Here is a 24,989-nt window from a genome sequence, read left to right on the forward strand (position 1 = left end):
GATCCAGTGCCCATGCTGAGCTGACCTGAAGCAAGCGCATCCCACTGCTTAGCGGTGAGAAAACCCTCGCCTACTTATCCCTAGCCCGGGAATGTCGGCTGCTTCTCGACCTGCTCACCTTCCTTCGTCCCGACTGCGGGCCCGCGCTGCGAGTGCCGACCGTTGCCCCACTTTTGCGCCGCGAGCGTGCCCACGCCCGCGCCGGACGGAAAGGGCCCGTCGTCAACGGCTGCGCGCGGCCAGAAGTGGACGGCTGTGCATCCTTGTACGAAGCAAGCGGGCCGATTAACGCTCCGAGAATCTCCAACGCTCCACCTTAGACCAATTATCTCGAGCCGAAAATAATTGCTACATTTAAGCCCGAGGGGGGAGTTATCTCACCGCGTTCGACTGGGAGTGGTCGACGCTTAGACAGCTTCATCCCACTACTGCTACCCGAAAAGGAGAATGTATGAACGCGAGCCGGGGATTGAAGATTGCGGAGAAAGAGCCTGTGACCGCTCAGGGCACGCAGTTTTTGGAGCGCCTTGCAGAAGAACTAGACGTTCCCATTTCGCGTTATCAGGAAGCATCAAAGCGCTACGACTCTGTAGGAAGTTGGCTTTGTCGTGATGCGTCCACGCTAAAGGATTTCAACCCGGATGTGTACGTTCAAGGGTCGTTTCGTCTGGGGACTCCCATTCGACCTGTTAGCGATGACGAGCATTACGACATTGATCTGGTCTGCGAGCTTTCGCTATCCAAGGGCGATTACAGCCAGCACAATCTGAAGGCAATGCTAGGGCACGAGATGCAGCTTTATGCTGAAGCCCATAACATGCAGAAGCCAAGTGAAGGCCGACGTTGCTGGACGCTGGATTACGCAGAAGGCGCGCAATTTCACCTTGATGCGCTGCCTGCGCTTCCTGACGGAAAGATCAAGCGGCAACTTCTAATTGAGGCCAATCTTAGCGATGCTTGGGCGTCCTCAGCCATAGCTATTACCGACAAGGATCACCCCCGTTATCGGTCCATTACCGCGCAATGGCCACATTCCAATCCTAGGGGCTATACCAAGTGGTTTCGTTCAAGGATGGCGATTAACTATCGTCAAATCAGAGCCGCCATGGCCCTAGAGGCCCAAGCCAACGTTGAAGAAATCCCGTCGTACGCAGTCAAGACTCCACTACAACAAGCGGTGCAGATTCTAAAGCGGCACCGCGATGTCATGTTCGCGGGAAGGCCTGAGCACAAGCCGATTTCGGTCATTATTACAACGCTGGCTGGCCTGTCCTACTTTGGCGAAAGAACTGCCGTAGAAGCCGTATTAGGAATTCTCCAAAGGATGGAGTCACACATTTCCTTTGATCCGGCGGGCAATGTGCGGATCTGCAATCCTACAGATCCGCAAGAAAATTTTGCTGATCGTTGGCAAAATGCGCCGGAGAAGCGCGCAAGCTTTTATGCCTGGCTTCGCAAAGTCCGCGAAGACATTTCCATAATCGCCGCGCAGCAAAACCCTCAGAGAATTGTCGAGGCAGCTAGCCAGTCGTTCGGCGAACGTCAAGCCCGCGCCGCAAGCGGAGGGGCAGGCAGACGATCGACCAGTCTCGCAAGAATCTATGGTGCTGCCGTTAACCTTTTCGCCGCCGCTCACAAGCAGTCGGCACCGTGGCCCAAAGGACAGGTCGGAAGCGTGTCGATCTCTAAAGTCACATGGACGGGTCAAGGATTTTCCAGGCCCATGCGCTTGCATTCGAACGGCCAGCCGCTAGTCAAAGGGGCTTCCTTGAGTTTTCAAGTGACAACTGACATACCGCAACCATATGAAGTGTACTGGCAGGTCGTAAATACGGGGGCCGAAGCTACTGCTGCGGGAAAACTCCGAGGAGGATTCGACCAAGGCAAGGTGGAGCGCGGGGACATTACTCATAAAGAAGACGCCGCGTATGTTGGATCACACACCATAGAGTGTTTTATCGTCAAGAACCGCCATTTGGCAGCACGCAGCGGCGCTTTTGTCGTTAATGTTAAGTAGGTACCATGAGACAACTCATTCATAAATTCTTCAGTCGTCTCATTGACTACGTTTTCTATCGGCCGCGGACGTTTGGACCCAGGCTGGTTGGATTTGGGGTAGCCATAATTTTGGCGACAATTGGCGTGAGCTGGATCGCGAAGCTCTCGTATCGAAGCTCCGACGCGGAGTGGTCATTCGCTGTTTCAACGGGCGACAGCGTTTCTCAATTTCTATCAAACTTCGCTTATTGTATTGGCGCCCTTCTCATCGCAATTGGACTAGTCGTTTACCTACTCGATTTTTGGCGCGAGTCGAGGAAGAACTCGCGTCAGATTGCCATTGTGGTTGAGCTCAGAGGACTCCATTTAAGTCCTGATACGCCAGCGAAAGATGCGGACCTTGGCCCGCTACCCAGCAATCGAAATTGGGTGTTGCTCGACTTCAGACCGAGTGCGGAAGGTGAACGAGTGAGTCCAAAACTTCTTCTTCAAAAGCTCTCGACACTTAGATCTTCAGTGGAAACGCTTTCCGCCGGTCGCGACAGTAGCGACGTTTCCGTTGCGGTAGGCGGCCTCGCAGCGGTCCCAGCATTATTTTTGGCCGGAATGCTGTTAGAGGATGAGTCTAGAATCGCGATTTACGACTGGGATCGAAATACTGGCCATTGGCGCGGAATTGATGGCCCGGACGACAGTCATCGAACGCTACCGTTAGATGTCAGCGAACTTACGTTGAATCAAGACGAAGTAGTTCTGGCGGTTTCGCTCTCTTATCCGGTGGACATACCTGCCGTAAGAAAAGCGTTCCCCGGTATTTCCGTTTCCCATCTGCAAGCGGTACTTTTACGCACAGATGTTTATTGGTCTGAAGAGAAGCAACGGGCAATCGCCGCGTCGTTCAGAGACGCGATCCAACAGTTGATGGAAAAGGGCATCAGGCGAATCCATCTCGTATTGGCTTCTCCTGCGAGCTTGGCAATTCGATTGGGTACGACTTACGACGAGCGCTTGATGCCGGAACTACTCGTGTACCAATACGAACGTACAGACCCCGTACCCTATCCATGGGCGGTGCGGATGCCAGATCATGGAAACGCGATCCCCGTTGCAATTTGCACGCTGACAGGAGCCCCCATTTAATTTGGAGCAACTAGGGCCCAACCATCCCGATGACTGTTACGGAGTTTATTTCCGACGGGAACTTCCTGCTGCATTTGCGCCACATGAAGGCTCTCTATGCCGAGCGTCGGGACCTGGTCGACGTATTCAGTCGATGGGGCCATGAGCCACTTTACGCCGACTGAGTGTCCGCAACGGGTCGAGGCTGTGTGGAAACGCATGCGATGCAGGAATATGCCGAGTGCTCGGGCTCAAGAGCTTCATTGCACGTGCAGCGTCATCCAGTCATATATTGATCGGCCCCCTCGTGCTTTTCTCGTGCCTAGTCGTAGCTGGGAGGCTCATCAGCGTTTAAAAAGGCTCATGCCCCCACCGATCTCATTGCTTTCATCGTTCCCGCGATACCCAAAACGCGCATTAGCCGCTTGAGGTTATAGGCAAGCACATACAGGCTCATCTCGGTACTCACATGCGCCAACGTCCGGGTCAGGAAGTGTGTTGAACCCATCCAGTGTTTCAGCGTGCCGAATACGTGCTCGACGGTGCGGCGCCGCAACGTCATCGCGTCGGGCTTACGATCAAGACGTTCCTGAACTCGCTCCAACACATCTTCATGCTCCCATCGGCGGATACGTCGATAGCTGCTGGTCGTGCACTGTTGTTTGAGCGGGCATCGGGGGCAAGCGCTGGGCCAGTAAATGTGCAGATCAAGTCCCTTCTCCACCGTAGCGAATCTATGGATCGCGCGCTCGCCTGCCGGGCACTGATATTCGTCGTCCTGCGCGATATATATGAAGTCGGTCTTGTCGAATCTCCCCTCCGCCTTGGCGTTCGATGTCATTGGCTTGGGTACAAATACCGCTATTCCAGCATCCTCGCAGGCCTTGATCTCTGGGCCATTGAAGTAGCCCCGATCCGCGAATGCTTGCAAGTTCTGGTGCCCCATTTCTTCACCGGCAGCACTCGCCATCTTGCTTAGCTGCGCACGATCGTTGCCTATGTTCGTCACCTCGTGCGCAACAATCATGTGGTGCTCTGCGTCAACAGCAGTCTGGACGTTGTAGCCGACCAGGCCTGACCCCGTGGCTTGGGACATCATTGAGCGCGCGTCGGGATCTGTGAGGGATATCTGTCCGTCGGGCAGGCTCTTTAACTGCTCCTTCATCCCGTCGAGTTGCTGCATCTGTTCGCGCAACTTTCGTATTTTCTCCCGTAGCCGATCGGTCTTGGCCTCGGCTTCCGCTGGCTGGGTGCGGTCGGCGGTCGCCAGTGCATCAAGGTAACGCTGAATGCTCTGTTCGATCTGTTCCTGGCGCCGGTCGATTTTGCCTGGAGTCACGTTGCGGTCGCGACTGTTGACTGCTTTAAACTTGATGCCGTCGATGGCAACCATGGCTTGCGAGAAGATCTTCAATTGCCTGCACATGGCGATAAAGCGTTTGCAGACATTGCGTATGCCGACGCCGTTGTTGCGGCGGAAGTCGGCGATAGTCTTGAAGTGTGGAGCCAGCCGGCCAATCAGCCACATCAACTCAATATTGCGTTGGGCTTCCCGCTCCAAACGACGACTGGACTGGATACGGTTAAGGTACCCGTAGATATAGAGCTTCAGCAGAACGGCGGGGTGATAGGCGGGCCGACCCGTAGCAGCAGGATCGACGCCACTAAAACCGAGCGACAGGAGATCAATCTCATCGACGAAGACATCGACAATCCGTATCGGATTGTCCTCGTCGATGTAGTCGTCCAGGCATTCTGGCAATAATGTGACCTGGGTTCGGACTTCGCCTTCGATGAATCGCTTCATCGCCATCTCGCTCAAACGGGTTGGCCAATTTTAATTAGTGAGAGCCGTGAAGAGTTTTCACACAGCCTCGGTCGGGAGCGAACGGCCGGTAAGGTCTGCGACCGACCAGAAGCGGTCTTCATCTGACATGCATGCACCCAGACTTTCTTTACCCTAGCCTTATTGCCAATACAGCCAGCGTCACCAGAAGCACCGGCAGCGTCAGCACAATGCCAACTTTGAAGTAATAGCCCCACGAGATCACGGTGCCTTTGCGTTCCAGCACATGCAGCCAAAGCAAAGTCGCCAGGCTCCCGATCGGGGTGATCTTCGGCCCCAGATCGCTCCCGATCACATTGGCGTAGACCATCGCTTCCCTGACAACGCCACTGGCCTGGCTGGCATCAATCGACAAGGCGCCTACCAGCACGGTCGGCATGTTATTCATGATGGACGACAGGAATGCCGCCACCAGGCCCGTACCGATCGTGGCAGTCCAGATCCCCTGCTCCGCGAACCCGCTCAGCAGATCAGCCAGATATTGGGTCAGCCCGGCGTTGCGCAGGCCGTAAACGACCAGGTACATCCCCAACGAGAAGATAACGATCTGCCACGGGGCTTCGCGTATGACCTTGCGGGTGCTAATGATATGGCCACGGCCCGCAACCAGCAGAAGGATTGCCGCGCCGGCGGCCGCCACGGCGCTAACTGGCACGCCCAGTGGCTCCAGGCCGAAAAAACCGATCAGCAGTAACACCAGCACGACCCAGCCGGCGCGAAAGGTACCCGCGTCGCGGATGGCAGCCACGGGCTGCTTGAGCTGGCCAGCGTCGTACCGCGCGGGAATGCTTTTGCGAAAATACAGCATCAGCACCGCCAAGGTCGCTGCCACCGCAACGAAATTGACAGGCACCATCACCGCGGCATAACGGTTGAAGCCGATGTCGAAGAAGTCGGCGGAAACGATATTCACCAGATTGGACACAATCAACGGCAAGCTGGCGGTATCCGCGATGAAGCCTGCCGCCATCACGAAGGCCAAGGTGGCGGCGGGGCTGAAGCCCAGCGCCAGCAACATGGCCATGACGATGGGAGTCAGGATCAGCGCGGCGCCGTCGTTCGCAAAGAGCGCAGCGACCGCCGCGCCCAGCAAGACGATCAGCGCGAACAACGCCCGGCCGCTACCTTTGCCCCATCGTGCCACATGCAACGCAGCCCATTCAAAAAAGCCCGCCTCGTCCAGCAACAGGCTGATGATGATGACGGCAATAAAGGTGGCGGTGGCGTTCCAGACAATATTCCACACCACCGGGATGTCGCCGATGTGCACCACGCCGGCGATAAGCGCAACGACCGCGCCCAAACTGGCGCTCCACCCGATCCCCAGGCCACGGGGCTGCCAGATCACGAGCACGAGCGTTAGAACAAAAATTGCTATTGCAGCAAACATTGGGCGAACTCTTTTTATTTGTGGATTGAAGGTTGAAGCGATAAAGGGTCAATACGTGGGTAACTACGCAAGGCTTGGCGCGGCGTCATGATGGTGGCTGGCCAATTGCCGCAGGCGCTCGATGCCGACGGGTTCGGTCTTCAGCAATGGCACGACGGCGTATCGCTTCGCGTGTTGCTTGGCGATGCCGTCCATTTCGCGCAGTTCATTGAAGGCGCGTTGGCGTAGCAAGGCCGATGTCGGCCCCGCCGCGGCGATGCTGCTATTGACCAGCCAGGCCCAGGGCTCGATGCCGGCGCGGCGCAGGTCTTCCTGAAGATTGGCGGCTTCCAGCACGGGCGTGGTCTCCGCCAGGGTGACCAGCAACACCTTGGTCTGCGTGGGGTCCTGCAATTGCATCATCGGCGTGGTGTAGTGGACATTGCTGCCCGACATCTGGCGGGCGATGTCCCGGTGATAGGCGCCGGTTGCATCCAGCAGCAGCAAGGTGTGGCCGGTGGGCGCGGTATCCATGATGACGAACTTGGTGCCGGCCTCGCGCACGATGCGGGAAAACGCGCCGAACACGGCAATTTCCTCGGTGCATGGCGAACGCAAATCCTCTTCCAGCAAGGCCTTGCCGTGCGCGTCCAGCTTGGCGCCTTTGGTCGCCAATACGTGCTGCTGGTAGCGCTCGGTTTCGACTCGCGGGTCAATGCGGCTGACCGTCAGATTGGGTAGCGTGCCTTCCAGCGTGCGTGCCAGATGCGCCGCGGGATCCGACGTGGTCAGGTGCACCGCCAGGCCGCGTTCCGCAAGGTTGACCGCGATCGCCGCGGCCAGCGTGGTTTTGCCCACGCCGCCCTTGCCCATCACCATGACCAGGCCGTGCCCGTCGGCGGCAATGCCATCAACCAGCGATGCCAGATCAGGGGCTTCGATCTTGGGAACGTCAACACGGTTCGGCTCGTCGGCATCAAGCGCGGCGTCGGTGAGCAGGTGGCGCAAGGCTTCCAGCCCAACGACGTTGAAGGCTTTCAAGGTGACCTGGTCCTTGGGCAAGGCCACAAGCGGTGCGGGCATGGCTTCGATGGCTGCCTGCTCTCGGGCATAGACGGCCGCGGCCAGATCGTCATGCTGGACGGCCGCGGCAGGCAGGACACCATTAATGACCAGGTGCTGCTGCAACAGCCCGATGCCCGCCAACTCCAGGCTGGTCCGCGCGGCCTCTTCCAGCGTGGCCCGCTGCGCGCGCGCGACCAGCACCAGGCGCGTGCGTTGCGGGTCCGCCAACGCCGCGACCGCTTCGCGGTACTGGGAACGTTGCTTTTCCAGGCCGGCCAGCGGCCCCAGGCATGACGCATCGCCTTGGCCAGCGTCCAGAAAGCTGCTCCAGGCTCCCGGCAACTGCAGCAGGCGGATGGTATGCCCGGTGGGCGCCGTGTCGAAAATGACGTGATCGAAGTCCGACGTCAGGCTTGAGTCCGTCAGCAAAGAGGTGAACTCGTCAAACGCCGCAATCTCCGTGGTGCAGGCGCCCGACAAGGATTCTTCAATGCCCCGCACCACATCGTCGGGCAAGACGCCGCGCACCGGGTTCACGATTCGGTCCCGGTACTGTTGGGCCGCGCCTTGCGGGTCAATTTCCAGCGCCGACAGGTTGCGCACGGCGGCAATCGCGGTGATGTGGTTGCCGATGTCAACGCCGAATACCTGGCCCACGTTCGATGCGGGATCGGTGCTGACCAACAGCACTCGCCTGCCCTGCTCCGCCAGCAAGACGGCCGCCGCGCAAGCCAGCGAGGTCTTGCCGACCCCGCCTTTGCCGGTAAAGAAGAAAAACCGGGGAGCTGCATTTAGAAAGTTCATGGCCGTCCCCTTAGCAGGTGCGATTGCCGCCGCAACAACCCGACTGCGGTTTGGCGTCGGCGGGGGCTTCGATACCTGTCCATCGCACGAGTTCCTCGCGCGTGGGGTATCTGCCGGCCAACGCAATCTCGTTATCAACCAAGGTCAAAGGAAGCGCTTCGGCGCCTGAACGCGTCAGAAACGCGCTGACCACCGCGTTCTGCGCGAACTCCAGCGGTTGTTGGGCCAGGTTCACCCGCTCGATGTTTGCGCCTTGCCGCTTCGCCCAATCGATATCGGCCGCGCTCGTTACCAAGGCCTGATCCACGTCCACGCCACACACGCCTGTGCTGCAGCACAGGGCCGGGTCAAATATCTGTATGGTTTTCATTTTGACGCTCCAAGAATTTTCGAAATGTCCGTCAAAAAAAATGGCCCATGGACAGGCGGCATGAGCATTAGCCCGGCATTACTCGGCCGGCTTGCTTTCACCAATCTGCTTCAACTCGCGATGGATCGCTGCCTTATCCAGGGCCGCGATGGGCAGGTTGGCAAAAATATTGATGCGGGCGGAGATCTGCCGAAAGATTTTTTCGAAGACGCGGCGCTTCACTTCATCGGTGCCCTCGGCGGCGGCGGGATCTTCGAAGCCCCAATGGGCAGAGATCGGCTGGCCTGGCCAGACCGGGCAGACTTCGCCGGCGGCGTTGTCGCACACGGTGATGATGAAATCCATCTGGGGTGCGTCCGGCGCGGCGAATTCGTCCCAGCTTTTGCTGCGCAGTTGGTCCGTCGGGTAGTTCAGCACTTGAATCCGCTCGATCGCGAACGGATTCACGGTGCCACCCGGATAGCTGCCCGCGCTGTACGCATGGAAGCGGCCCTTCCCCAGCGTATTGAGCAAGGCTTCCGCCATGATGCTGCGCGCCGAATTGCCGGTGCACAAAAATAGAACGTTATAGACTTTCTCGGTCATGATGCGGACTCTTCAAGAGAGGTTGTTCACGCGCCGCGCGCGAGCGGCTGCAGGTGGGTCACAAGCGGTGACGCTTGTCGGGGCACAAGGTTGGCCGCCGCAGCAGTTATCAGTCAGGTAGGCCAACAGTTCCGCCATCGACTCGAATCGAGCTTCATAGATGACAAACCTTCCTTCCTGCCGCGACGTCAACAAGCCGGCATGCACCAGCTCTTTCAAGTGAAAAGAAAGCGATGAGGGGGGGATGCCCGTCTTTTCGGACAGTTGGCCGGCAGGCAGACCTTCCGGCCCCGCCTGGACCAGCAGGCGGTAGACGGCAAGGCGCGATTCATGCCCGATCGCGGCGAGGGCTTTGACAGCATCTTTCATTTCCATTGTTCGACTGTAGTGGAATAGTAGAAAGCTGTAAACCCTAATGTAGGGTCGCGGGTGATGGCTAGCCGAAGCGGCCGGTGATGTAGTCGGAAGTCTGTTCACGCTTCGGTTTGGTGAACAGGTCGTCGGTCCGGCCCATCTCGACCAGTTCGCCGGCGCACATGAACCCGGTGTAGTCAGAGCAACGCGCAGCCTGTTGCATGTTGTGCGTCACGATCAGGACGGTGTAGTCCTTCTTCAGCTCGGCAATCAGCTGTTCGATCTTTGCGGTGGAGATCGGGTCCAGTGCGGAAGTCGGTTCATCCAGCAGCAACACGTCGGGGCTCAGGGCAATTGCGCGGGCGATGCATAGCCGCTGTTGCTGGCCGCCCGACAGCCCCAGCGCGTTCTGCTCCAGCTTGTCCTTGACCTCGTCCCAGAGCGCGGCGTTGCGCAAGGCCGCTTCCACCCTGACGTCCATCTCGGCCTTGGGCAAGCGGTCGTAGTGCCGGATTGCGTAGGCGACGTTGTCATAGATCGACATCGGAAACGGGACCGGTTTCTGGAACACCATCCCCACCTTGCTACGCAAGCGGTTGATCGAATACTCGGGGTCCAGAATGTTTTGGTTGTCGAGCAAGACCTCGCCGCGCGCTTCCAACCCTGGATAAATCGCGTAGATACGATTGAAGATACGCAAAAGGGTCGACTTGCCGCAACCGGACGGGCCGATCAGCGCGGTAACGCGATTGGAAGCCAGTTCGATATTGACGTTGTTCAGCGCCTGGACACCCTTGTAATAGAAGCACAGGTCGCGAGTCACCACTTTAGGCTGCGTCGCGGTGGCCGGATTGTCCAGGGAGGCGCTGCGGGCCGCAATGGCCCCGGCCGCCGAGGAGTTCAATACCGATGACGGGAAAGCAAATTCAGTCATGATTCACCTTGTTGCGTGACAAGATAGCGCGGGATAGCAGGCTCAGGAGGAGCACGAACATCGTGACGACGAAGGCACCAGCCCAGGCCAACGCATGCCAGCTTTCGTAGGGGCTCATTGCATATTGGAAAATGACGGCGGGCACGCTGGCCATCGGCGCGCTCAGGTCCGCGTTCCAGTATTGGTTGTTCAACGCCGTGAAAAGCAAGGGCGCGGTTTCACCACTGATGCGCGCCAGGGCCAACAGCACGCCGGTTGTGATGCCCGGCAACGCCGCCCGGAACAAGACCTGAACCGTCACTTTCCATTGGGGCACCCCCAATGCCAGCGCAGCCTCGCGCATTTGGCTGGGCACCAGTTGCAGCATTTCGTCGGTGGTACGGACCACAACCGGCAGAACGATGAATGCCAACGCGATGGCGCCCGCCCAGCCGGAGAAATGCCCCGTTTGCCGGACGACCAGTTCGTAGACGAACAGGCCCAACACGATGGAAGGCGCAGAAAGCAGGATGTCGTTCACGAAGCGGATCACCGCGCCGATCCGATGGCGGTTCACGTATTCCGCCAGGTACGTTCCGGCGGCAATCCCGATGGGGGTTCCGAGCAGAATTGCGACCACACTCATCAACAGGCTGCCAAACAAGGCGTTTGCCAAGCCCCCATCGGCGCCAGGCGGCGGCGTCATCTTGAAGATCAGGTCCCACTTGAGCGCGGCGAAGCCCTTGGTTGCCGTGGTCCACAGGATCCAGATCAACCAAAACAGCCCAAACAGGGTCGCAGCCCTCGACAGCGCTACCGACACCAGATTTCGCGCGGTACGCATGCGTTGCAGACGCAGGCCTTGCGGGGTCATAGCCTTCCCTCCTGACGGTTGAGGCGGTTGAGCATCAGTTTGGCAATGGCCAGCACAACGAAAGTCACGACAAACAGCAGGAAGCCCAGGGCGATCAACGACGACAGGTAAATGTCCGAGTCGGCTTCGGTGAACTCGTTAGCGATGGTGGCCGCAATGGAATTGCCCGGCTCCAGCAACGAGGGCGTCAGCCGGTGCGCGTTACCCAATACAAAGGTCACCGCCATGGTTTCGCCCAACGCCCTGCCCAGCCCCAGGAATACGCCGCCGATCACCGCCGAGCGCGTGTGTGGCAAGACGATGTTCCAGACGACTTCCCAGGTGGTGGAACCCAGGGCGTAGGCGGACTCTTTCAATGGGCGAGGCACCGTCAGGAACACTTCCCGCATGACGGATGTGATGAACGGCACCACCATGATGGCCAGCACGATGCCGGCCGTCAGCATGCCCATGCCCAGGGGTGGACCGGAAAAAAGCACGCCGATGAAGGGCAGCGTGCCGATGTGTTCGTCAAGCCACGGATTGACGTATTCAGCCATCACCGGCACGAAGACGAAGAGGCCCCACATGCCGTAGATGATGGACGGGATGCCCGCCAGCAGTTCGATCGCCGACGCTACCGGCTGGCGCAGCCACTTGGGCGCGACTTCAGTCAGGTAATACGCAATACCGAAGCTGACCGGTACCGCGATCAGCATCGCAATGAACGCCGTCACCAAGGTTCCGTAGATCGGCACCAACGCGCCAAACTTGTGATTGACCGCATCCCAATCACTGGACCAGAGAAATTCGAACCCAAAGGTGCTGAAGGCGAGCCTGCCTCCCCACAGCATGGATAGCGCGGCCCCGCTCAGCGACACCAATACAAAAATGCCGGCTACGGCAACAATGCGGCGAAAGACCTTGTCCGAAGACGCATCGCGGCGCGATCGCGACTCTTCGGCCTGGAAATCCAGCGCGGGGTTAAGACCCGGATTATTCGACATTTACGTCAACCTGTAAGAACGCAGCCAATTGGCCGTCGGTCTCGCCCGGCGGCGCCGATCCTGCAGGCGCCGCCGGGCGAGACCGACTCCCTGGGATCAACGCTTGATCTGCGCGGCCCAGTAGCCTTCGATCTGGGCAACCAGTTCCTTGGGCAGCGGCACGTAGTCCAATGCCTCGGCTTCGTGCTGGCCGTTTTCCAGGGCCCACTTGAAGAAGTCCAGCGTGGCGGCCGTACGCGCTGCGTCCTTGGGCTGCTTGTACATCATGACAAACACCGTTGCCGCGATGGGCCAGGCGTCGTCACCCGGCGCGTTGGTGATCACCAGATGGAAATCCTGCGAGTTCTTCCAGTCGGCGTGCGCGGCAGCGGATTGGAACGTCTTGTCGCTGGGCACGACAAACTTGCCGTCCGAGTTCTTGACGGCCGCGTAAGACATCTTGTTTTGCAGCGCGTACGCGAGTTCAACGTAACCGATCGAATTCTTGATCTGCTTCACGTACGCGGCGACGCCTTCGTTGCCCTTGCCGCCCACACCAACGGGCCACCGCACGGACGTGCCCTCACCCACCTTGGTCTGCCATTCCGGGCTGATCTTGGACAGGTAGTTGACCCAATTGAAGGTCGTGCCCGAGCCGTCCGAACGATGCACCACCGTGATCTTCGCGTCGGGCAGCTTCACGCCAGGGTTCAGGTCGGCGATTGCCTTGTCATTCCATTTTTCGATCTTGCCCAGATAGATATCAGCGAGCAAGGGACCGGTGAAGCGCAGCTTGCCCGGCTCGATGCCGGCGATGTTTACGACGGGAACCACGCCGCCGATAACCACCGGGAACTGGCCCAAGCCCGCCTCAGCGAGTTCCTTGGGGGGCAAGGGCTTGTCAGACGCGCCGACGTCGACCGTACCAGCCTTGATCTGCGCGATACCGCCGCCCGAACCGATCGATTGGTAGTTGATCTTGTTGCCCGTCTTGGTGTTGTAAGTGTCGGACCACTTCGACAGGATCGGGTACACGAACGTCGATCCGGCGCCGGTGATATCCGCGGCCTGAGCTGAAACCATGCCGAGTGCGAAGGAAATGCCCAATCCGGCAGCGTATCTTTTGGCCTGTGCAAACATGCTTATTCTCCACTTGAGGGTGCATTGAGGAAGTCCGTTTGACTCCCTGGTCACAACACATCTGTCTGTCGTGATTTATGGAAATAATGAATCAAATTCATTAACGGTTTATGACAGTCTCCAATTCCTGCCTGTCCTGTCCCGACGTGCCAATGACAAGCTCGGCGTCGTCAGGCAAGCAGCCGCACGCATGTGTCGCGCAGCAGTCTTCCAGGATGAATTCAAGTAGCCCGTAGATGCCTCCGAGCCGCGCACGATAGCGAACGCCCTCGCCTGTTCTACTGCCGACGATCAAGCCTGCTCTCGCAAGCCCGGCCAAGTGTTGCGACACCGTGCTGCGCGGCCCGCCGACGACGGCAGCTATCTGCGCCGCATCCATTCCGCGCGGCTCCTGACGTATCAACATCCGGAAAATGGCCAAGCGCGTCGAGTGGCTCAGCGCAGTGAACACCGAGACAGCTTCCGCTGCATTCGCTGCCGAGGCGATTGGAGAGGAGAGCGCTGAGACCATGGCTTGCGGGCGCCCTGAGGGCCAATCGAGGGTTTCCATATAAAGTCCATATGTCTTGATTTATCGACATATTGTGCTTGTCATATGACGATTCGATGACAGTCTAAATTTATCTTCTCAACACTTCAATTATTGTTGTAGTATTGACGAATGAATAAAACCTCGGCCGTAAGCGTTTTTGAATCTCTTGCCTCCGGCGTTCGCCTGGACATCTTTCGTCTTCTCGTGCGCGCCGCCCCAGTCGGCTGCGTCGCGGGGCAGATCGCGGCGGAATTGAACCTGCCGCCCACTAACCTGTCGTTTCATCTAAAGGCACTGACGCAATCAGGTCTACTCACCGTCGAGCAAGAGGGGCGGTACATGCGCTACCGCGCGAATATCGATTTGATGAACGAGTTGGTGAGCTATCTCACCGCGGAATGCTGCAGCGGCATTCCAGCGCCCACTTCCCCTGAAAATCTGAGGGACGCCTGATGTCTGAGATCGCTCCTGACCGCCATGCGGATGTGGTCATTATTGGGGGTGGCCAGAGTGCCCTCGCCGTTGCCTACTTCCTCAGGCGTACCGCTTTGAAGGTAATTCTTCTGGACGCTGGCGTGGGTCCGGGCGGTGCATGGCGGCATGGATGGGAATCGTTGCACCTGTTCTCACCCGCACAGTGGAGCTCCCTGCCCGGCTGGCCTATGCCCCCGACACAAGGTTACCCGGCGCGAGATCAGGTTATTGAATACCTCGCGCGCTATGAACAACGGTACGGCTTCACGGTGGAGCGGCCTGTAGCAGTTGCGTCCATCAGCAAGCGGGAGTCAGGATTTTTCGTCGAAACTGACAAGGGCGCTTGGCATGCCAAGGCCGTGATCAGCGCCACAGGCACCTGGAGCGCTCCATTCATCCCTCCGTACGACGACCGGGACATCTTTCGTGGCGAACAGGTCCACTCCGCGCACTACCAATCGCCAGCCCCCTACGCGGGCAAGCGCGTGTTGGTCGTTGGCGGCGGTAATTCCGGAGCACAGATCCTTGCAGAACTTTCCGAGGTCGCCCAAACCACGTGGGTGACGTCCACCGAACCGCTGTTCCTGCCGGATGACGTTGATGGACGGGTTCTATTTGAACGCGCTACCGCGCGTTGGCAGGCGATGCAGTCGGGCGAGCAACCCGAAGACCTTCCAGGCGGATTTGGTGATGTGGTCATGGTCCCACCCGTGCGCAAGGCGCGTGAGCGCGGAGTACTGCAATCGGTTCGCCCATTCTCGCGCTTTACGCGCGATGGCGTCGTGTGGGCCGACGGTTCTTCTTCAGTGGTCGACGCTGTCGTGTGGTGCACCGGATTCCGGCCTGCATTGGCACATCTTGCCGCACTAGGCATCATCGACCCCGATGGCAAAGTTCGAGTTTCTGGCACGCAGGTTGCCGATGTTCCAGGCCTGTGGCTCGTCGGTTATGGCGAATGGACGGGTTTTGCGTCCGCTACCCTCATTGGCGTCATGCGAACCGCCAAATCCACTGCGGCCGAAGTGGCCGCTTTTGTTGAAAACGCATTTTCCCTCACCTCCTGATCACACATATGAGCACCGTTACCATCTACCACAATCCCCAATGCGGAACCTCCCGGAACACGCTAGCGCTGATACGCAACGCGGGGATCGAACCGCAAGTTATCGAATATCTACAAACGCCGCCGGATCGCGCCACCCTCGTTGATCTGATCGCCCAAGCAGGTTTGACCGTTCGTGACGCTATTCGCCAGAAGGGGACGCCGTATCTCGAGCTTGGGCTGGACGACGCATCCTTAAGCGATGATGCGTTGATCGACGCCATGCTGGCGCATCCCATTCTGATCAACCGCCCGTTTGTCGTGACTCCTTCGGGTGTTCGCCTGTGCCGGCCTTCCGAGGAGGTATTGGACATCCTCGAGGCTCCCCAGCGCGGCCCGTTCACCAAAGAAGATGGCGAAGTGGTCATCGACGACAGCGGAAAGCGCGTGCGCTAAACCATGCCAAGTCCTTCGACAGCCGCGGACACTGTGCATCCATCCGACAAGGCGCACGGATTGGTCACAGCATTGGGGATAGGACAGATCTGTTCCTGGGGATCGCTCTACTATAGCTTTCCGTTGATTGCCGAGGCGATGGGCAAAGAGCTTGGCTGGAGCAAACCCGACCTATACGGCGCTGCCACGCTCGGGCTGATCCTCGCCGCGCTGGCCGCATATCCGGTGGGTGTTGCGGTTGATCGTGGACACGGTCGTTGGGTAATGGGCCTTTCCTCACTGCTCGCGGGAGGGTTGCTGTTGCTTTGGTCTCAAGTGACGTCCCTGCCGGCTTTCTACGTCCTTGTCGCAGCCCTGGGCGCGTTGCAAGCAGCCACGCTTTACGAGCCGGCCTTCGCCGTGATCGCGCGCCGCGTGGGTCCGGGTCATTCACGGGCGGGCATTACCGCTCTGACGCTATGGGGTGGCTTTGCCAGTACTGTCTTTATCCCGCTGGTGCAATGGCTGTTGAATCAATGGGGCTGGCGTGAAGCATTGATCGCACTAGCTGCGGTCAACGCAATCATCTGCACCGGCGCCTACCTGCTCTTTATTCAGCCTGCCCGAGATGCCAGGCCGACCGACAACGTCAATCCAGGTGAACAGCGCGAAAGAAATCGCGTAGCTGTTCAGGAAGCGCTGCGTCGGCCTGTTTTCTGGGCGCTGCTGTTGTCGCTGACAGCATACGCGGCCATGTTCTCTGCCTTTACGTTCCATATGTACCCCTTGCTGCGCGAGCGAGGCATCGACACCGCTTCGGTTGTTCAAGCCATCGCTTTGATCGGCCCCGCCCAAGTGGCGGGCCGAATCGTCGTGAGCATTTTCGCGGCACGCGCCTCCATGCGAATGGTGGGTACAGCGGTGGTGACGGTCTTCCCGCTCGCCTTTGGCGCCCTCGCCTACTTGCACACGGACTTCATTGTCGTCGCGGCAATCTGCGTGGTTTACGGCGGAGCCAACGGCATATTCACGATCGTTCGTGGCATGGTTGTGCCTGAAATGTTGAGCCGACATGCCTACGGAGCCATCAACGGGCTCCTGACCGTGCCGATGACATTTGCGCGCGCCGCCGCCCCGGTGGGCGCCGCGGCCCTTTGGGCCATTGGTTCCTCCTACGACGGAGTGCTTGTCTCAATCTTGGTGGTGGCGTTATTACTGGCCGCAAGCTTCTGGCTGGCAGCGTGGCTCAGCCGCCCAAAACTACAATTTTTGCCCGAGTGAGTGTATTGCAATGACGACGTATTCTTCACCCTCTGACCTCGATCTTCCGAGCCTGGATGACTCTTTGCTGGACGTCCCCACGCACGACAAGCTGTCGCTGACGGCCGGCGCGACGCATCCGCCCCGCATACTGCTGCTGTACGGTTCCCTGCGTGAACGCTCGTACAGTCGGTTGCTCACTGAAGAGGCGGCGCGAATTTTGACGCGGCTCGGCGCCGAGACCCGGATTTTCGATCCGAGCGGCTTGCCTTTGCCCGATAGTGTTCCCGCGGACCATCCAAAAGTGGCTGAATTGCGTGCACTATCCCTGTGGTCCGAGGGGCAGGTATGGTGCAGCCCCGAGCGGCACGGCACGCTTACGGGTGTGTTCAAGAGTCAGATCGACTGGTTGCCGCTGGAGACGGGTAGTGTGCGGCCGACACAGGGCCGCACGCTTGCGGTTATGCAGGTTTCGGGCGGGTCCCAATCCTTCAACGCGGTAAACGCCTTGCGCGTGCTGGGCCGCTGGATGCGCATGGTAACCATCCCGAACCAGTCCTCAGTCGCCAAGGCGTTTCAGGAGTTTGACGAAGCCGGCCGCATGAAGCCTTCGCCCTACTACGACCGGGTGGTGGATGTCATGGAAGAACTCTATAAATTCACACTGCTGGTGCGGGACCGAAGTGACTATCTCACGGACCGATATAGCGAGCGCAAGGGCATGGCCGCGGAGATCGCACGCCTGGCTCGTGAAGCGATGACGCATGAGACGGAGACCCAATAAGGTTTACGCCCTCCTCTCCTTATCTTCATCAACTTGACGAACGGATTTTATTTCCATATACCTGGACATACGGAATAGCTTCCGTTCTTTTCAAGAAATGCGGGTGGGATCGGACCGGTTATCCTGCCTATCGACGTTCCGATCAGCCTGAGGGACGCTGGCGAATCACGTTGCCTGGCCTCATGGGTGAAGATGATGTTTACGCGCATTCTGGTGGATTTCGACCTCGCACACCTGAGTCGGCCATCGTTGGTGGCGCTCTTGGACTTGGCACAAGCCAACCATGCTGCATTGACGTTCCTCGCAGTGCGCCCAAAGCTGGATGAGCTTTTGAGCGAATCCGAGGAGTCATTCCTCGCTGATGTGCATAAGCAGATTGGGACCGAGTGGGCTACGCTCTTGTCCGCAGCTCGAGAACGCGAATTGCAGCCGCGTCTTCATATCCTTGCGGGCGATTCTATTGAGTCTCTTTTGGCATTCGGGCGTGAGATGGACGCCGACCTAATCGTCGCAGGCAAGTCGCACTGCGGCGGCCTCAAGAACGCCATTCTGGGAGTCCCGTGCAAAGAGCTTTTAGGGCGCGCAGATGTGGCCATCCTGATCCTTCCTTAAAACCTCCTCGTCGACGTGGACCGTTTTCATCGGCAGCGGGGTCGCAGATTGAACCTCCGCCTGCGCCCCTCCGATGACAATTGCAGATTAGGTGCAGCACTTTGCTTCAGCGCTTGCACGACGAACTTGCGTGTTGCACACACCGGTCTCAGGAAGCACAAGCTCCACTCGTTTTGCAGCTTCCAAGTCGCCGGCTAGTGCGGCCACAACAGATCGGACCTGTTCATAGCCTGTCAGCATTAGAAACGTAGGCGCACGCCCATAGCTTTTCATTCCAACGACGAACACCCCCTCGTCGGGATGTCCCAGTTCCGAGGCGCCATGGGGCCGAACTGTCCCGCAACTATGCACATTCGGGTCGATCATTGGAGCCAAGCGGATAGGGCTTTGCGTTGCAGGATCTAGTTCGAGCCTAAGCTCCGCCATCAAGCGAAGGTCGGGACGAAATCCCGTTGCGACGACAATCTCGTCGACGGGGGCAAGCGCCTTGACGCCACTGTGAACCGTCAAGCCCTCGTCGGAATCGCTCACGCGGTCAACGTCGACGCCGGTGAAAAGCACTATCCTTCCCTCGTCCAGAAGCTGTTTGACTGTCGTTCCCAACCTGCCGCGCTCCTCAAGCTGGTCATTTTCTCCGCCTCCGAAAAGCCGATCGGTTGAAGCCCCGCGGATCGCCCAATAAACCCGTGTACCAGGTTCGATGCTGGCCAGTTCCACCAGGTCCTGAAGCGCATTGAAGGCGGAATGGCCCCCGCCAATCACCAACACTCGACGATTGGCGTATCGCTGCCGGGCGTCTCCCAGAATGTCGGGAATGCCATAGGCGATCTGGGCCGCGAACCGCTCTTCTCCCAAGGCCGGGATGCCGTGCGCGCCCATCCAGTTTGGTGTGTTGTAGGTACCAGAGGCATCGATAACGGCCCGCGCCAGGACATCCCGCTCGCCGTGGGGTCCGCTGACTCTCAGCAGGAAAGGTGCGACAGCCCGATCATGGCTCCTCATGACATCGTGCCCGACGCGGCTGACAGCCAACACCCGGTGATGGGTTCTCAGGCAGCGATTGATCAACTGCACTTCCGACAAGGGCTGCAAATACTGCGTCAGCAATTCGTGTCCGGTGGGATAAGCGTCACTGGGCGGGGCAACCCACCCCGACTGCGCGAGCAACTCGCCAGCTTTCTTATCGATGTTGTAGCCCCACGGAGAGAACATCCGTACATGTCTCCACCGGCTCAAACTTGCCCCAGCCTGGTCTCCTGCTTCAAATACGACGAAGGGTATGCCTCTGTCCAGCAGATGAGCGGCGGCGCTCAGCCCGACGGGGCCGGCTCCGATGATTGCGACGGGGTGGTCATTGATGCGCATTCCAGGTACCTCTCTTCATGGGGTTGGGACACGGCCGAAGCCGTATTTAATTGGTACTAGCAACTATTTGCTTAAAAAAAAGCCGCAATTTCTACGGCTTGGACTCTACGGCTCAAACTCCACGGCACACGTCGAGGCGACGCCACAACGTGCTTGTGCGGCGCGCGTCAACTGCCGCAGCAGATCAAGCGATGCCTCCAGGACCTCGGGCTTCATGTGTTCGATCATGGCAAATTCTTCGGCAACCAGATCCGCCCGAATGGTCTGATACAGCTTGCGCCCCGCCGCGGTCGGCTCAAGCTGCACCGCCCGGCGGTCGGCGGCATCTTCGATCCTTGTGACGTAGCCCTTGCGTTCCAGCGAATCAACAATTCGGCTGGCCGTGCTCTTGTCCAGGAACATCACCTGCGCAAGCGCCTGCAACCGCAGCGGCCCTTGCTTGACCAGGGTTTCCAAGGCATAGCACTGCGCCACGGACACGTCATAGCAACAAATGCGATCGCGATCGCGGAACTGATGGACCCTGATCAGCTGGTTCACCGCTTCATAGAGCGCTTCGGCGTCCCGACTGGCCAGACGTGTTCTTGTTGAATTCATTCTTGGTGGCCAAATTAGTTGTTGATACCAACGTTATTCGCTTCGGCGCTTCAGGTCAATACCGTAGCGCTTCATTTTTTGCCATAGGTTCTTCCTGGATATGCTCAAGACGTCGGCCGTTTCTTGAATGCGGCCGCCGTGCCGGCGCAACACCTCTTCGATGTACAGCCGCTCACAGACCTGTTGGTAGGCGTTGAGCGTGGCCTCTTCCCCAACTTGCGGCTCATCGTGAAAATGGTCGCCGTCCGGACCTTCAGGAAAGATGTCCCCCGGCAACAAGACGCTGGACTGACTGACCAGACAGGCGCGTTCGATCCGGTTATGCAATTCGCGGATATTGCCCGGCCAGGGGTACGCCTGCATCTTGGCCAGCGACAACGGGTGCAGGGTTTTTGCAGGCTCTCCCAGGCGCTCGGCGATGCTGGTGGCAAACCGTTTGGCCAGCCAGAGGATGTCTTCAGGCCGATCGCGCAGCGGCTTCACCTCAAGGGTGACGGTGTTGATCCGGTAGTAAAGGTCTTCCCTGAACAACTTGGCGCTGACCATCTCGGCCAGGTTTCGGTTGGTGGCGCAGACCAGGTCGAACTTGGTGTGGGTGTCGTGCTCGGCACCCAGTCGGCGGACACGCTTTTCCTGTATCGCCCGCAACAGCGCGCCTTGCAGCGCCGGCGATAGCTTTCCGACTTCATCCAGGAACAGCGTGCCGCCGTCAGCTTGTTCGAAGTAACCCTTGCGCAGCTTGTCCGCACCGGTATAAGCCCCCTTTTCATAGCCGAAGAATTCCGCTTCGGCGATGGTGGAGGCAATGGCGCCGCAGTTCACGGCTACGAACGGCCGCGCGGTAAGGTCCGGCCCCGCCTGGCTGTGGATCAGTCGTGCCAATACCTCTTTGCCAACCCCTGACTCTCCAACCAACAGGACGGCCGACGCACGGCCCGCCAGCCGGGGCACCATGCGGCGTAGATTCTGGGCCGCCTGCGACACCCCTAGTTCCGTATCGCTTTCCGGCGAGGCCTGCGCCGGGACAACATCGCGCACGGTCTGGATCAGCGTCGCGATGTCAAAAGGCTTGGTCACGTAGTCCTTGACGCCGAGCTTCAGCAAATCCACGGCCCTTTCCACCGTGGCATAGGCCGTCATCAGGATGAACGGTGGCAACGTACCGCCCTGCGCCACCAACTGTAGATAAAGTTCGTCGCCATCCAAGTCTGGCAGGCGGACATCGCTGATCACCACGCCATAGGCATTGGCGTGGATGGCATCCCTTGCCTCATACGCCTTGGAAAACCAGTCGGCACGGATTCCCTCCAGACGAAACCTTTCCACAATGGATTCGCCCATGATGGCGTCGTCTTCGATCAAACAGACATATGGCTGTATCACGGCGTCAGCTCCAAGTTCGTTTTTTCAATGGGTGCGCCGCAAGGCAGTGTGATGGTGAAGGCGGTATAGCCTTCTTCGCTTATCACTTCGATCGTGCCTTGCAATTGCGTGACGATTTGGTAAGTCACCCACAGGCCCAGTCCGCGGGAGCGGCCCTCTGCCCGCCCCGCTCCCCGGGCATCTACCCGGTAAGGCTCAAACAAATGGGGCAGCACATCGTGTGGAATGTGCTGCCCGGAATTTGCTATTTCTACTGAAAGGCGGTCGGCGGTTCCGGTCACGGTGCAGCTGACGCTCCCGCCGCGCTCCACGGCGTTCTTTGCGTTGATGAGCAGGTTCAAGACCATCTGGCGCACCAGATGCGCGGGCAGCGGCAATTCGTCCCGGGTGGTGACGTCCCACAGCAGCGTGGCGTTCTTCTCTGACAATTCGGGCTCGATCAAGAGGCGCAGGTCCTGCCAATCCGTTGTGTGCATGAAGGACGAATCCAGGCGTGCTTCCACCAGCAAGGCGCCGACGGTACGTCGAATCTGCATCAAGCCCCGTCGCGTCAGGCCGACTGTTCTTTGGGTTAATTCATCGTAGGAACCGTGCTTTTCCAAGGTATCCAACGCGTTGAGCATGCCGCCAAGCGGGTTATTGATCTCGTGCGCGACCCCGGCAGCCACTCGGCCTACCGCTGCCAGCCGTTCGGCGGCAATGATTTCCTGTTCAAGCGCTTCCTGTCGTTCCAGTTGCGTCAGCATGGATGCAAAGCTGCGCCCCAACACCGCGATTTCGTCGCTTCCTTCCTTGCGCAAGGAAAGTCCGATGTTGGCCGCCGGTTCGCGCCCGACACGCTGAGTCGCCTGGGCCAAAGACAGCAGCGGCCGTGCGATGCGGTTTCCCCATAACCAGCCCAGCGCCAGTAGCAACAGCAGCCCGGGAATGCTGACCAGCAGCACCTGGCTGACCAGGTCGTACAGGCGCTGGCGCCAGATGCTAGCGTCGTAAGACGCCAGCACGTATCCAGCCAATCCCGCATCTTCCGACACAACTGCGGCGCCGGCGACTGCCAACGTGGCGTCCAGGCTATCGGGGGTATTGAATACAAAGGTGCGCGGATCGTCACGCAGGGTTTGCGCCGCAGCAGCCAGCTCGGCGGGCAAACCGGCGCCGGGCGTCAGCACCGGATAGCGATGCGGATCGGATGACGCATACACATGCAAGCCGGGGTCCAGCACAATGATCGACCGCAAGCCTGGGGCGCCATCTCCTGCCGTGAGCGGTATGCGCAACGCCTCGTAGACCCGCCACAGATCGTCACGCATCAAGGGTTCGCGCACCGACAAGGATAAAACCTGCGTTAACGCCATCGCGCTTTGCCGCGTGTCTCGCAGCATGCCGACGTAAGCGGTTCGCATCAGCGTCGCGGTAACCACCAGTTCCGTTACCACGATCGCGGCGGCCAAGGCCAACGGCACCTTGTAGCGATAGCTGATTCTGGACCAGGGGTTCCAACGGGCCGACTTCATGCAGAATCTCGTGCCGGGTTTTCGCCCGCTGACGTGCGCACCAACCCACGGATGCCGTCGTACAGGCTATCGGGCCCCTCAACAAACCGATCGAGGAATAGGCGCTTGAGTATCAAGCGGCCATCCGAACGCGCGTGCATCTGGAGCAAAGCATCGCGCAGCGCAAGCGCGGTGTCGTCGGCAACATGCTCGCCGACCACGACGGGCGGAAACCCATATTCCGGGGATCGCCATGCGACGCGGGTGCCGGCGGCGCGCGCGCCATGTTGCGACGCAATGCTGTCCCAGACGTATCCATCGACCGCCCCGCCGCTGGCCAGCCCCGCCGCGACCGCCTCCACAACTTTGCTGTGCGCAAAGGTGAAGAAAGCCTTGCTGAAAAACCGTAGCGGGTCCTGATGCTCGGCAAGCAGTTCCGTCCGAGGCACCAGAAAGCCGGAATTAGAAAGTGGGTCGCTGTAGGCGAAGACCCGTTCGCGCAAGTCTGCAATTCCTGCCGTGCTTCGGTCCTCCTTGGGCACGATCAGGTACGACCGGTACTGCGGTTTGCCTTGGTACTGCGGCACCACCAGCAGCTTGAGCTTGTCGGCGTTCAAGACGTAAGGGTAGCCACAGATCCATGCCGCGTCGATCTGGCCGCGCAACAGCAGGTCCACGATTTCCCCGTAGCTGCGTCGTTGGACGAACTGAATGTCCTGCTTAAGCGCTGCTTGAAGATCGGCCCGCCAGATATCCAGCAGTTGGAGCTGGTCGTCCAGGAACACCGCGGTCGTGCCTAACCTAAGCGGCGCGGACGCCGCTGCGTTGCGCGGCAAGGTACAGGCCGCGATAGACGCTACGCCGGCCGCGAGAAAGCTGCGGCGGTTACCGAACGGTAACGCCAGCCCCTGTTGGGGCGCCTGGACGTTACCTCTCCGGCATCGCGTTGTGCCCATGGTCTTGGTCTCCTCCTGTGTAGGGCAATGCCAGAGACACTTGGCATGCCCTTTGCTTATCGCTCTACAGAGTACTGAAGCCGTCATTTCGTTTCAATAGGAAATATCGACATGTCAGAGCCACAAATCCTTACCCGGCGCGGATTCCTCAAGTTGAGCGGAACGGGCGGTGCTGTTGCTGCCGCAACACTCATCCCGATCATGCCCGCCCAAGCCCAACCGGCCACGGCGCCGCACACCGGAACCACGCTGCCCTACCCCGTGAAGTCCATCGCCGTCGCGCAGAAGCTCACGGCCGACACGCCCCTGCAGTTCGCCTATCCCGACGCTGCCTCGCCGTGTACCGCTGTGAAGCTCGGGCATCCCGTTCCCGGCGGCGTTGGCCCTGACCACGACATCGTCGCGTACAGCACGATGTGCACGCATATGGGCTGCCCCACAGTTTTCGACAACAAAACAAAAACGTTCAAGTGCCCGTGCCACTTCAGCGAGTTTGACGCCGAGAAGGCAGGCCAGATGATCTGCGGGCAAGCCACCGAAAACCTCCCACGGATTCTGCTGCGCTATGACGCCAGTTCGGACGGGATATCCGCGGTTGGGGTCGAAGGCTTGATCTACGGCCGCCAGGCCAACATTCTGTAAGTCGGGAGACGC

25 protein-coding genes are annotated in these 24,989 nt (G+C 59.2%); 9 read left to right on the forward strand and 16 right to left on the reverse strand.

Features of this window, described 5'->3' with window-relative positions:
- Window positions 1–451 precede the first annotated feature (451 nt).
- Both C1I89_RS15055 and C1I89_RS15060 read left to right on the forward strand, forming a co-directional pair.
- Complete coding sequence (locus C1I89_RS15055; RefSeq protein WP_158218684.1) at window positions 452–2,017, forward strand: nucleotidyltransferase; 1,566 nt, start codon at window positions 452–454, stop codon at window positions 2,015–2,017.
- Between the two features lie 5 nt (window positions 2,018–2,022).
- Complete coding sequence (locus C1I89_RS15060) at window positions 2,023–3,138, forward strand: SAVED domain-containing protein (RefSeq protein WP_108627538.1); 1,116 nt, start codon at window positions 2,023–2,025, stop codon at window positions 3,136–3,138.
- A 340-nt stretch (window positions 3,139–3,478) separates the two neighbouring features.
- Here the strand turns inward: C1I89_RS15060 and C1I89_RS15065 are convergent, their stop codons facing one another.
- The 11 genes from C1I89_RS15065 to C1I89_RS15115 form a co-directional block, all read right to left on the reverse strand.
- Complete coding sequence (locus C1I89_RS15065) at window positions 3,479–4,924, reverse strand: IS1182 family transposase (RefSeq protein WP_088590574.1); 1,446 nt, start codon at window positions 4,922–4,924, stop codon at window positions 3,479–3,481.
- A 148-nt stretch (window positions 4,925–5,072) separates the two neighbouring features.
- Window positions 5,073–6,353, reverse strand: a complete 1,281-nt coding sequence (locus C1I89_RS15070; protein ID WP_088590564.1) for an arsenic transporter — start codon at window positions 6,351–6,353, stop codon at window positions 5,073–5,075.
- A 63-nt stretch (window positions 6,354–6,416) separates the two neighbouring features.
- Window positions 6,417–8,201, reverse strand: a complete 1,785-nt coding sequence (gene arsA, locus C1I89_RS15075; protein ID WP_088590563.1) for an arsenical pump-driving ATPase — start codon at window positions 8,199–8,201, stop codon at window positions 6,417–6,419.
- 10 nt (window positions 8,202–8,211) lie between these two features.
- Entirely contained in the window at window positions 8,212–8,571 is a 360-nt protein-coding gene (gene arsD, locus C1I89_RS15080) for an arsenite efflux transporter metallochaperone ArsD (protein ID WP_088590562.1), read from the reverse strand.
- A 78-nt stretch (window positions 8,572–8,649) separates the two neighbouring features.
- Complete coding sequence (locus C1I89_RS15085) at window positions 8,650–9,156, reverse strand: arsenate reductase ArsC (RefSeq protein ID WP_102773550.1); 507 nt, start codon at window positions 9,154–9,156, stop codon at window positions 8,650–8,652.
- 12 nt (window positions 9,157–9,168) lie between these two features.
- Window positions 9,169–9,531, reverse strand: a complete 363-nt coding sequence (locus C1I89_RS15090; protein ID WP_165867852.1) for an ArsR/SmtB family transcription factor — start codon at window positions 9,529–9,531, stop codon at window positions 9,169–9,171.
- 61 nt (window positions 9,532–9,592) lie between these two features.
- Complete coding sequence (pstB, locus tag C1I89_RS15095; RefSeq protein ID WP_191295212.1) at window positions 9,593–10,369, reverse strand: phosphate ABC transporter ATP-binding protein PstB; 777 nt, start codon at window positions 10,367–10,369, stop codon at window positions 9,593–9,595.
- Window positions 10,370–10,436: 67 nt separating this feature from the next.
- Complete coding sequence (gene pstA, locus C1I89_RS15100) at window positions 10,437–11,297, reverse strand: phosphate ABC transporter permease PstA (RefSeq protein WP_102773551.1); 861 nt, start codon at window positions 11,295–11,297, stop codon at window positions 10,437–10,439.
- Complete coding sequence (gene pstC / locus C1I89_RS15105) at window positions 11,294–12,283, reverse strand: phosphate ABC transporter permease subunit PstC (RefSeq protein WP_088590558.1); 990 nt, start codon at window positions 12,281–12,283, stop codon at window positions 11,294–11,296. The genes pstA and pstC overlap by 4 nt, the downstream gene beginning before the upstream one ends.
- A gap of 96 nt (window positions 12,284–12,379) precedes the next feature.
- Complete coding sequence (gene pstS, locus C1I89_RS15110; RefSeq protein ID WP_102773552.1) at window positions 12,380–13,402, reverse strand: phosphate ABC transporter substrate-binding protein PstS; 1,023 nt, start codon at window positions 13,400–13,402, stop codon at window positions 12,380–12,382.
- 100 nt (window positions 13,403–13,502) lie between these two features.
- Window positions 13,503–13,952 carry an ArsR/SmtB family transcription factor gene (locus C1I89_RS15115; RefSeq protein ID WP_088590556.1) on the reverse strand — a complete coding sequence of 150 codons (450 nt, stop codon included), beginning with the start codon at window positions 13,950–13,952 and terminating at the stop codon, window positions 13,503–13,505.
- Between the two features lie 111 nt (window positions 13,953–14,063).
- Here C1I89_RS15115 and C1I89_RS15120 point away from each other — a divergent pair, with 111 nt between their 5' ends.
- The 6 genes from C1I89_RS15120 to C1I89_RS15145 all read left to right on the forward strand — a co-directional run bounded on the left by C1I89_RS15120 (window position 14,064) and on the right by C1I89_RS15145 (window position 18,541).
- Entirely contained in the window at window positions 14,064–14,387 is a 324-nt protein-coding gene (locus C1I89_RS15120; RefSeq protein ID WP_088590555.1) for an ArsR/SmtB family transcription factor, read from the forward strand.
- Window positions 14,387–15,472, forward strand: a complete 1,086-nt coding sequence (locus tag C1I89_RS15125) for an ArsO family NAD(P)H-dependent flavin-containing monooxygenase (protein WP_088590554.1) — start codon at window positions 14,387–14,389, stop codon at window positions 15,470–15,472. Before C1I89_RS15120 ends, C1I89_RS15125 begins: the two co-directional genes overlap by 1 nt.
- Window positions 15,473–15,480: 8 nt before the next feature.
- Window positions 15,481–15,906 carry an arsenate reductase (glutaredoxin) gene (gene arsC / locus C1I89_RS15130; protein ID WP_088590553.1) on the forward strand — a complete coding sequence of 142 codons (426 nt, stop codon included), beginning with the start codon at window positions 15,481–15,483 and terminating at the stop codon, window positions 15,904–15,906.
- A 60-nt stretch (window positions 15,907–15,966) separates the two neighbouring features.
- Window positions 15,967–17,166: an MFS transporter gene (locus C1I89_RS15135; RefSeq protein WP_205736601.1), complete on the forward strand. Its 1,200-nt coding sequence runs from the start codon at window positions 15,967–15,969 to the stop codon at window positions 17,164–17,166.
- A gap of 10 nt (window positions 17,167–17,176) precedes the next feature.
- The gene (gene arsH, locus C1I89_RS15140) at window positions 17,177–17,929 is read left to right on the forward strand and encodes an arsenical resistance protein ArsH (protein WP_088590551.1); all 753 of its coding nucleotides are present in this window, start codon (window positions 17,177–17,179) and stop codon (window positions 17,927–17,929) included.
- A gap of 192 nt (window positions 17,930–18,121) precedes the next feature.
- The gene (locus C1I89_RS15145) at window positions 18,122–18,541 is read left to right on the forward strand and encodes a universal stress protein (RefSeq protein WP_234818384.1); all 420 of its coding nucleotides are present in this window, start codon (window positions 18,122–18,124) and stop codon (window positions 18,539–18,541) included.
- A gap of 87 nt (window positions 18,542–18,628) precedes the next feature.
- On the opposite strand, the gene C1I89_RS15150 is transcribed toward C1I89_RS15145, so the two are convergent.
- The 5 genes from C1I89_RS15150 to C1I89_RS15170 form a co-directional block, all read right to left on the reverse strand.
- Window positions 18,629–19,906: an FAD-dependent oxidoreductase gene (locus C1I89_RS15150; RefSeq protein ID WP_088590550.1), complete on the reverse strand. Its 1,278-nt coding sequence runs from the start codon at window positions 19,904–19,906 to the stop codon at window positions 18,629–18,631.
- A gap of 105 nt (window positions 19,907–20,011) precedes the next feature.
- A complete protein-coding gene (locus C1I89_RS15155; RefSeq protein WP_088590549.1) occupies window positions 20,012–20,503 on the reverse strand; it encodes a MarR family winged helix-turn-helix transcriptional regulator in 492 nt (163 codons plus the stop codon).
- 33 nt (window positions 20,504–20,536) lie between these two features.
- Window positions 20,537–21,865 (reverse strand): sigma-54-dependent transcriptional regulator, encoded by a 1,329-nt coding sequence (locus tag C1I89_RS15160; protein ID WP_088590548.1) that lies wholly within the window; start codon window positions 21,863–21,865, stop codon window positions 20,537–20,539.
- 17 nt (window positions 21,866–21,882) lie between these two features.
- Window positions 21,883–23,400: a sensor histidine kinase gene (locus C1I89_RS15165; RefSeq protein WP_088590547.1), complete on the reverse strand. Its 1,518-nt coding sequence runs from the start codon at window positions 23,398–23,400 to the stop codon at window positions 21,883–21,885.
- Entirely contained in the window at window positions 23,397–24,164 is a 768-nt protein-coding gene (locus C1I89_RS15170) for a substrate-binding domain-containing protein (RefSeq protein ID WP_234818383.1), read from the reverse strand. The genes C1I89_RS15165 and C1I89_RS15170 overlap by 4 nt, the downstream gene beginning before the upstream one ends.
- 282 nt (window positions 24,165–24,446) lie before the next feature.
- Between C1I89_RS15170 and C1I89_RS15175 the strand changes: the two genes are divergently transcribed.
- On the forward strand, window positions 24,447–24,977 hold the full coding sequence (locus tag C1I89_RS15175) for an arsenate reductase (azurin) small subunit (protein WP_088590545.1): 531 nt from the start codon (window positions 24,447–24,449) through the stop codon (window positions 24,975–24,977).
- The last annotated feature ends 12 nt before the right edge of the window (window positions 24,978–24,989 follow it).

It is taken from the genome of Achromobacter pulmonis (assembly GCF_002885955.2).
Classification (GTDB): domain Bacteria; phylum Pseudomonadota; class Gammaproteobacteria; order Burkholderiales; family Burkholderiaceae_B; genus Achromobacter; species Achromobacter pulmonis_A.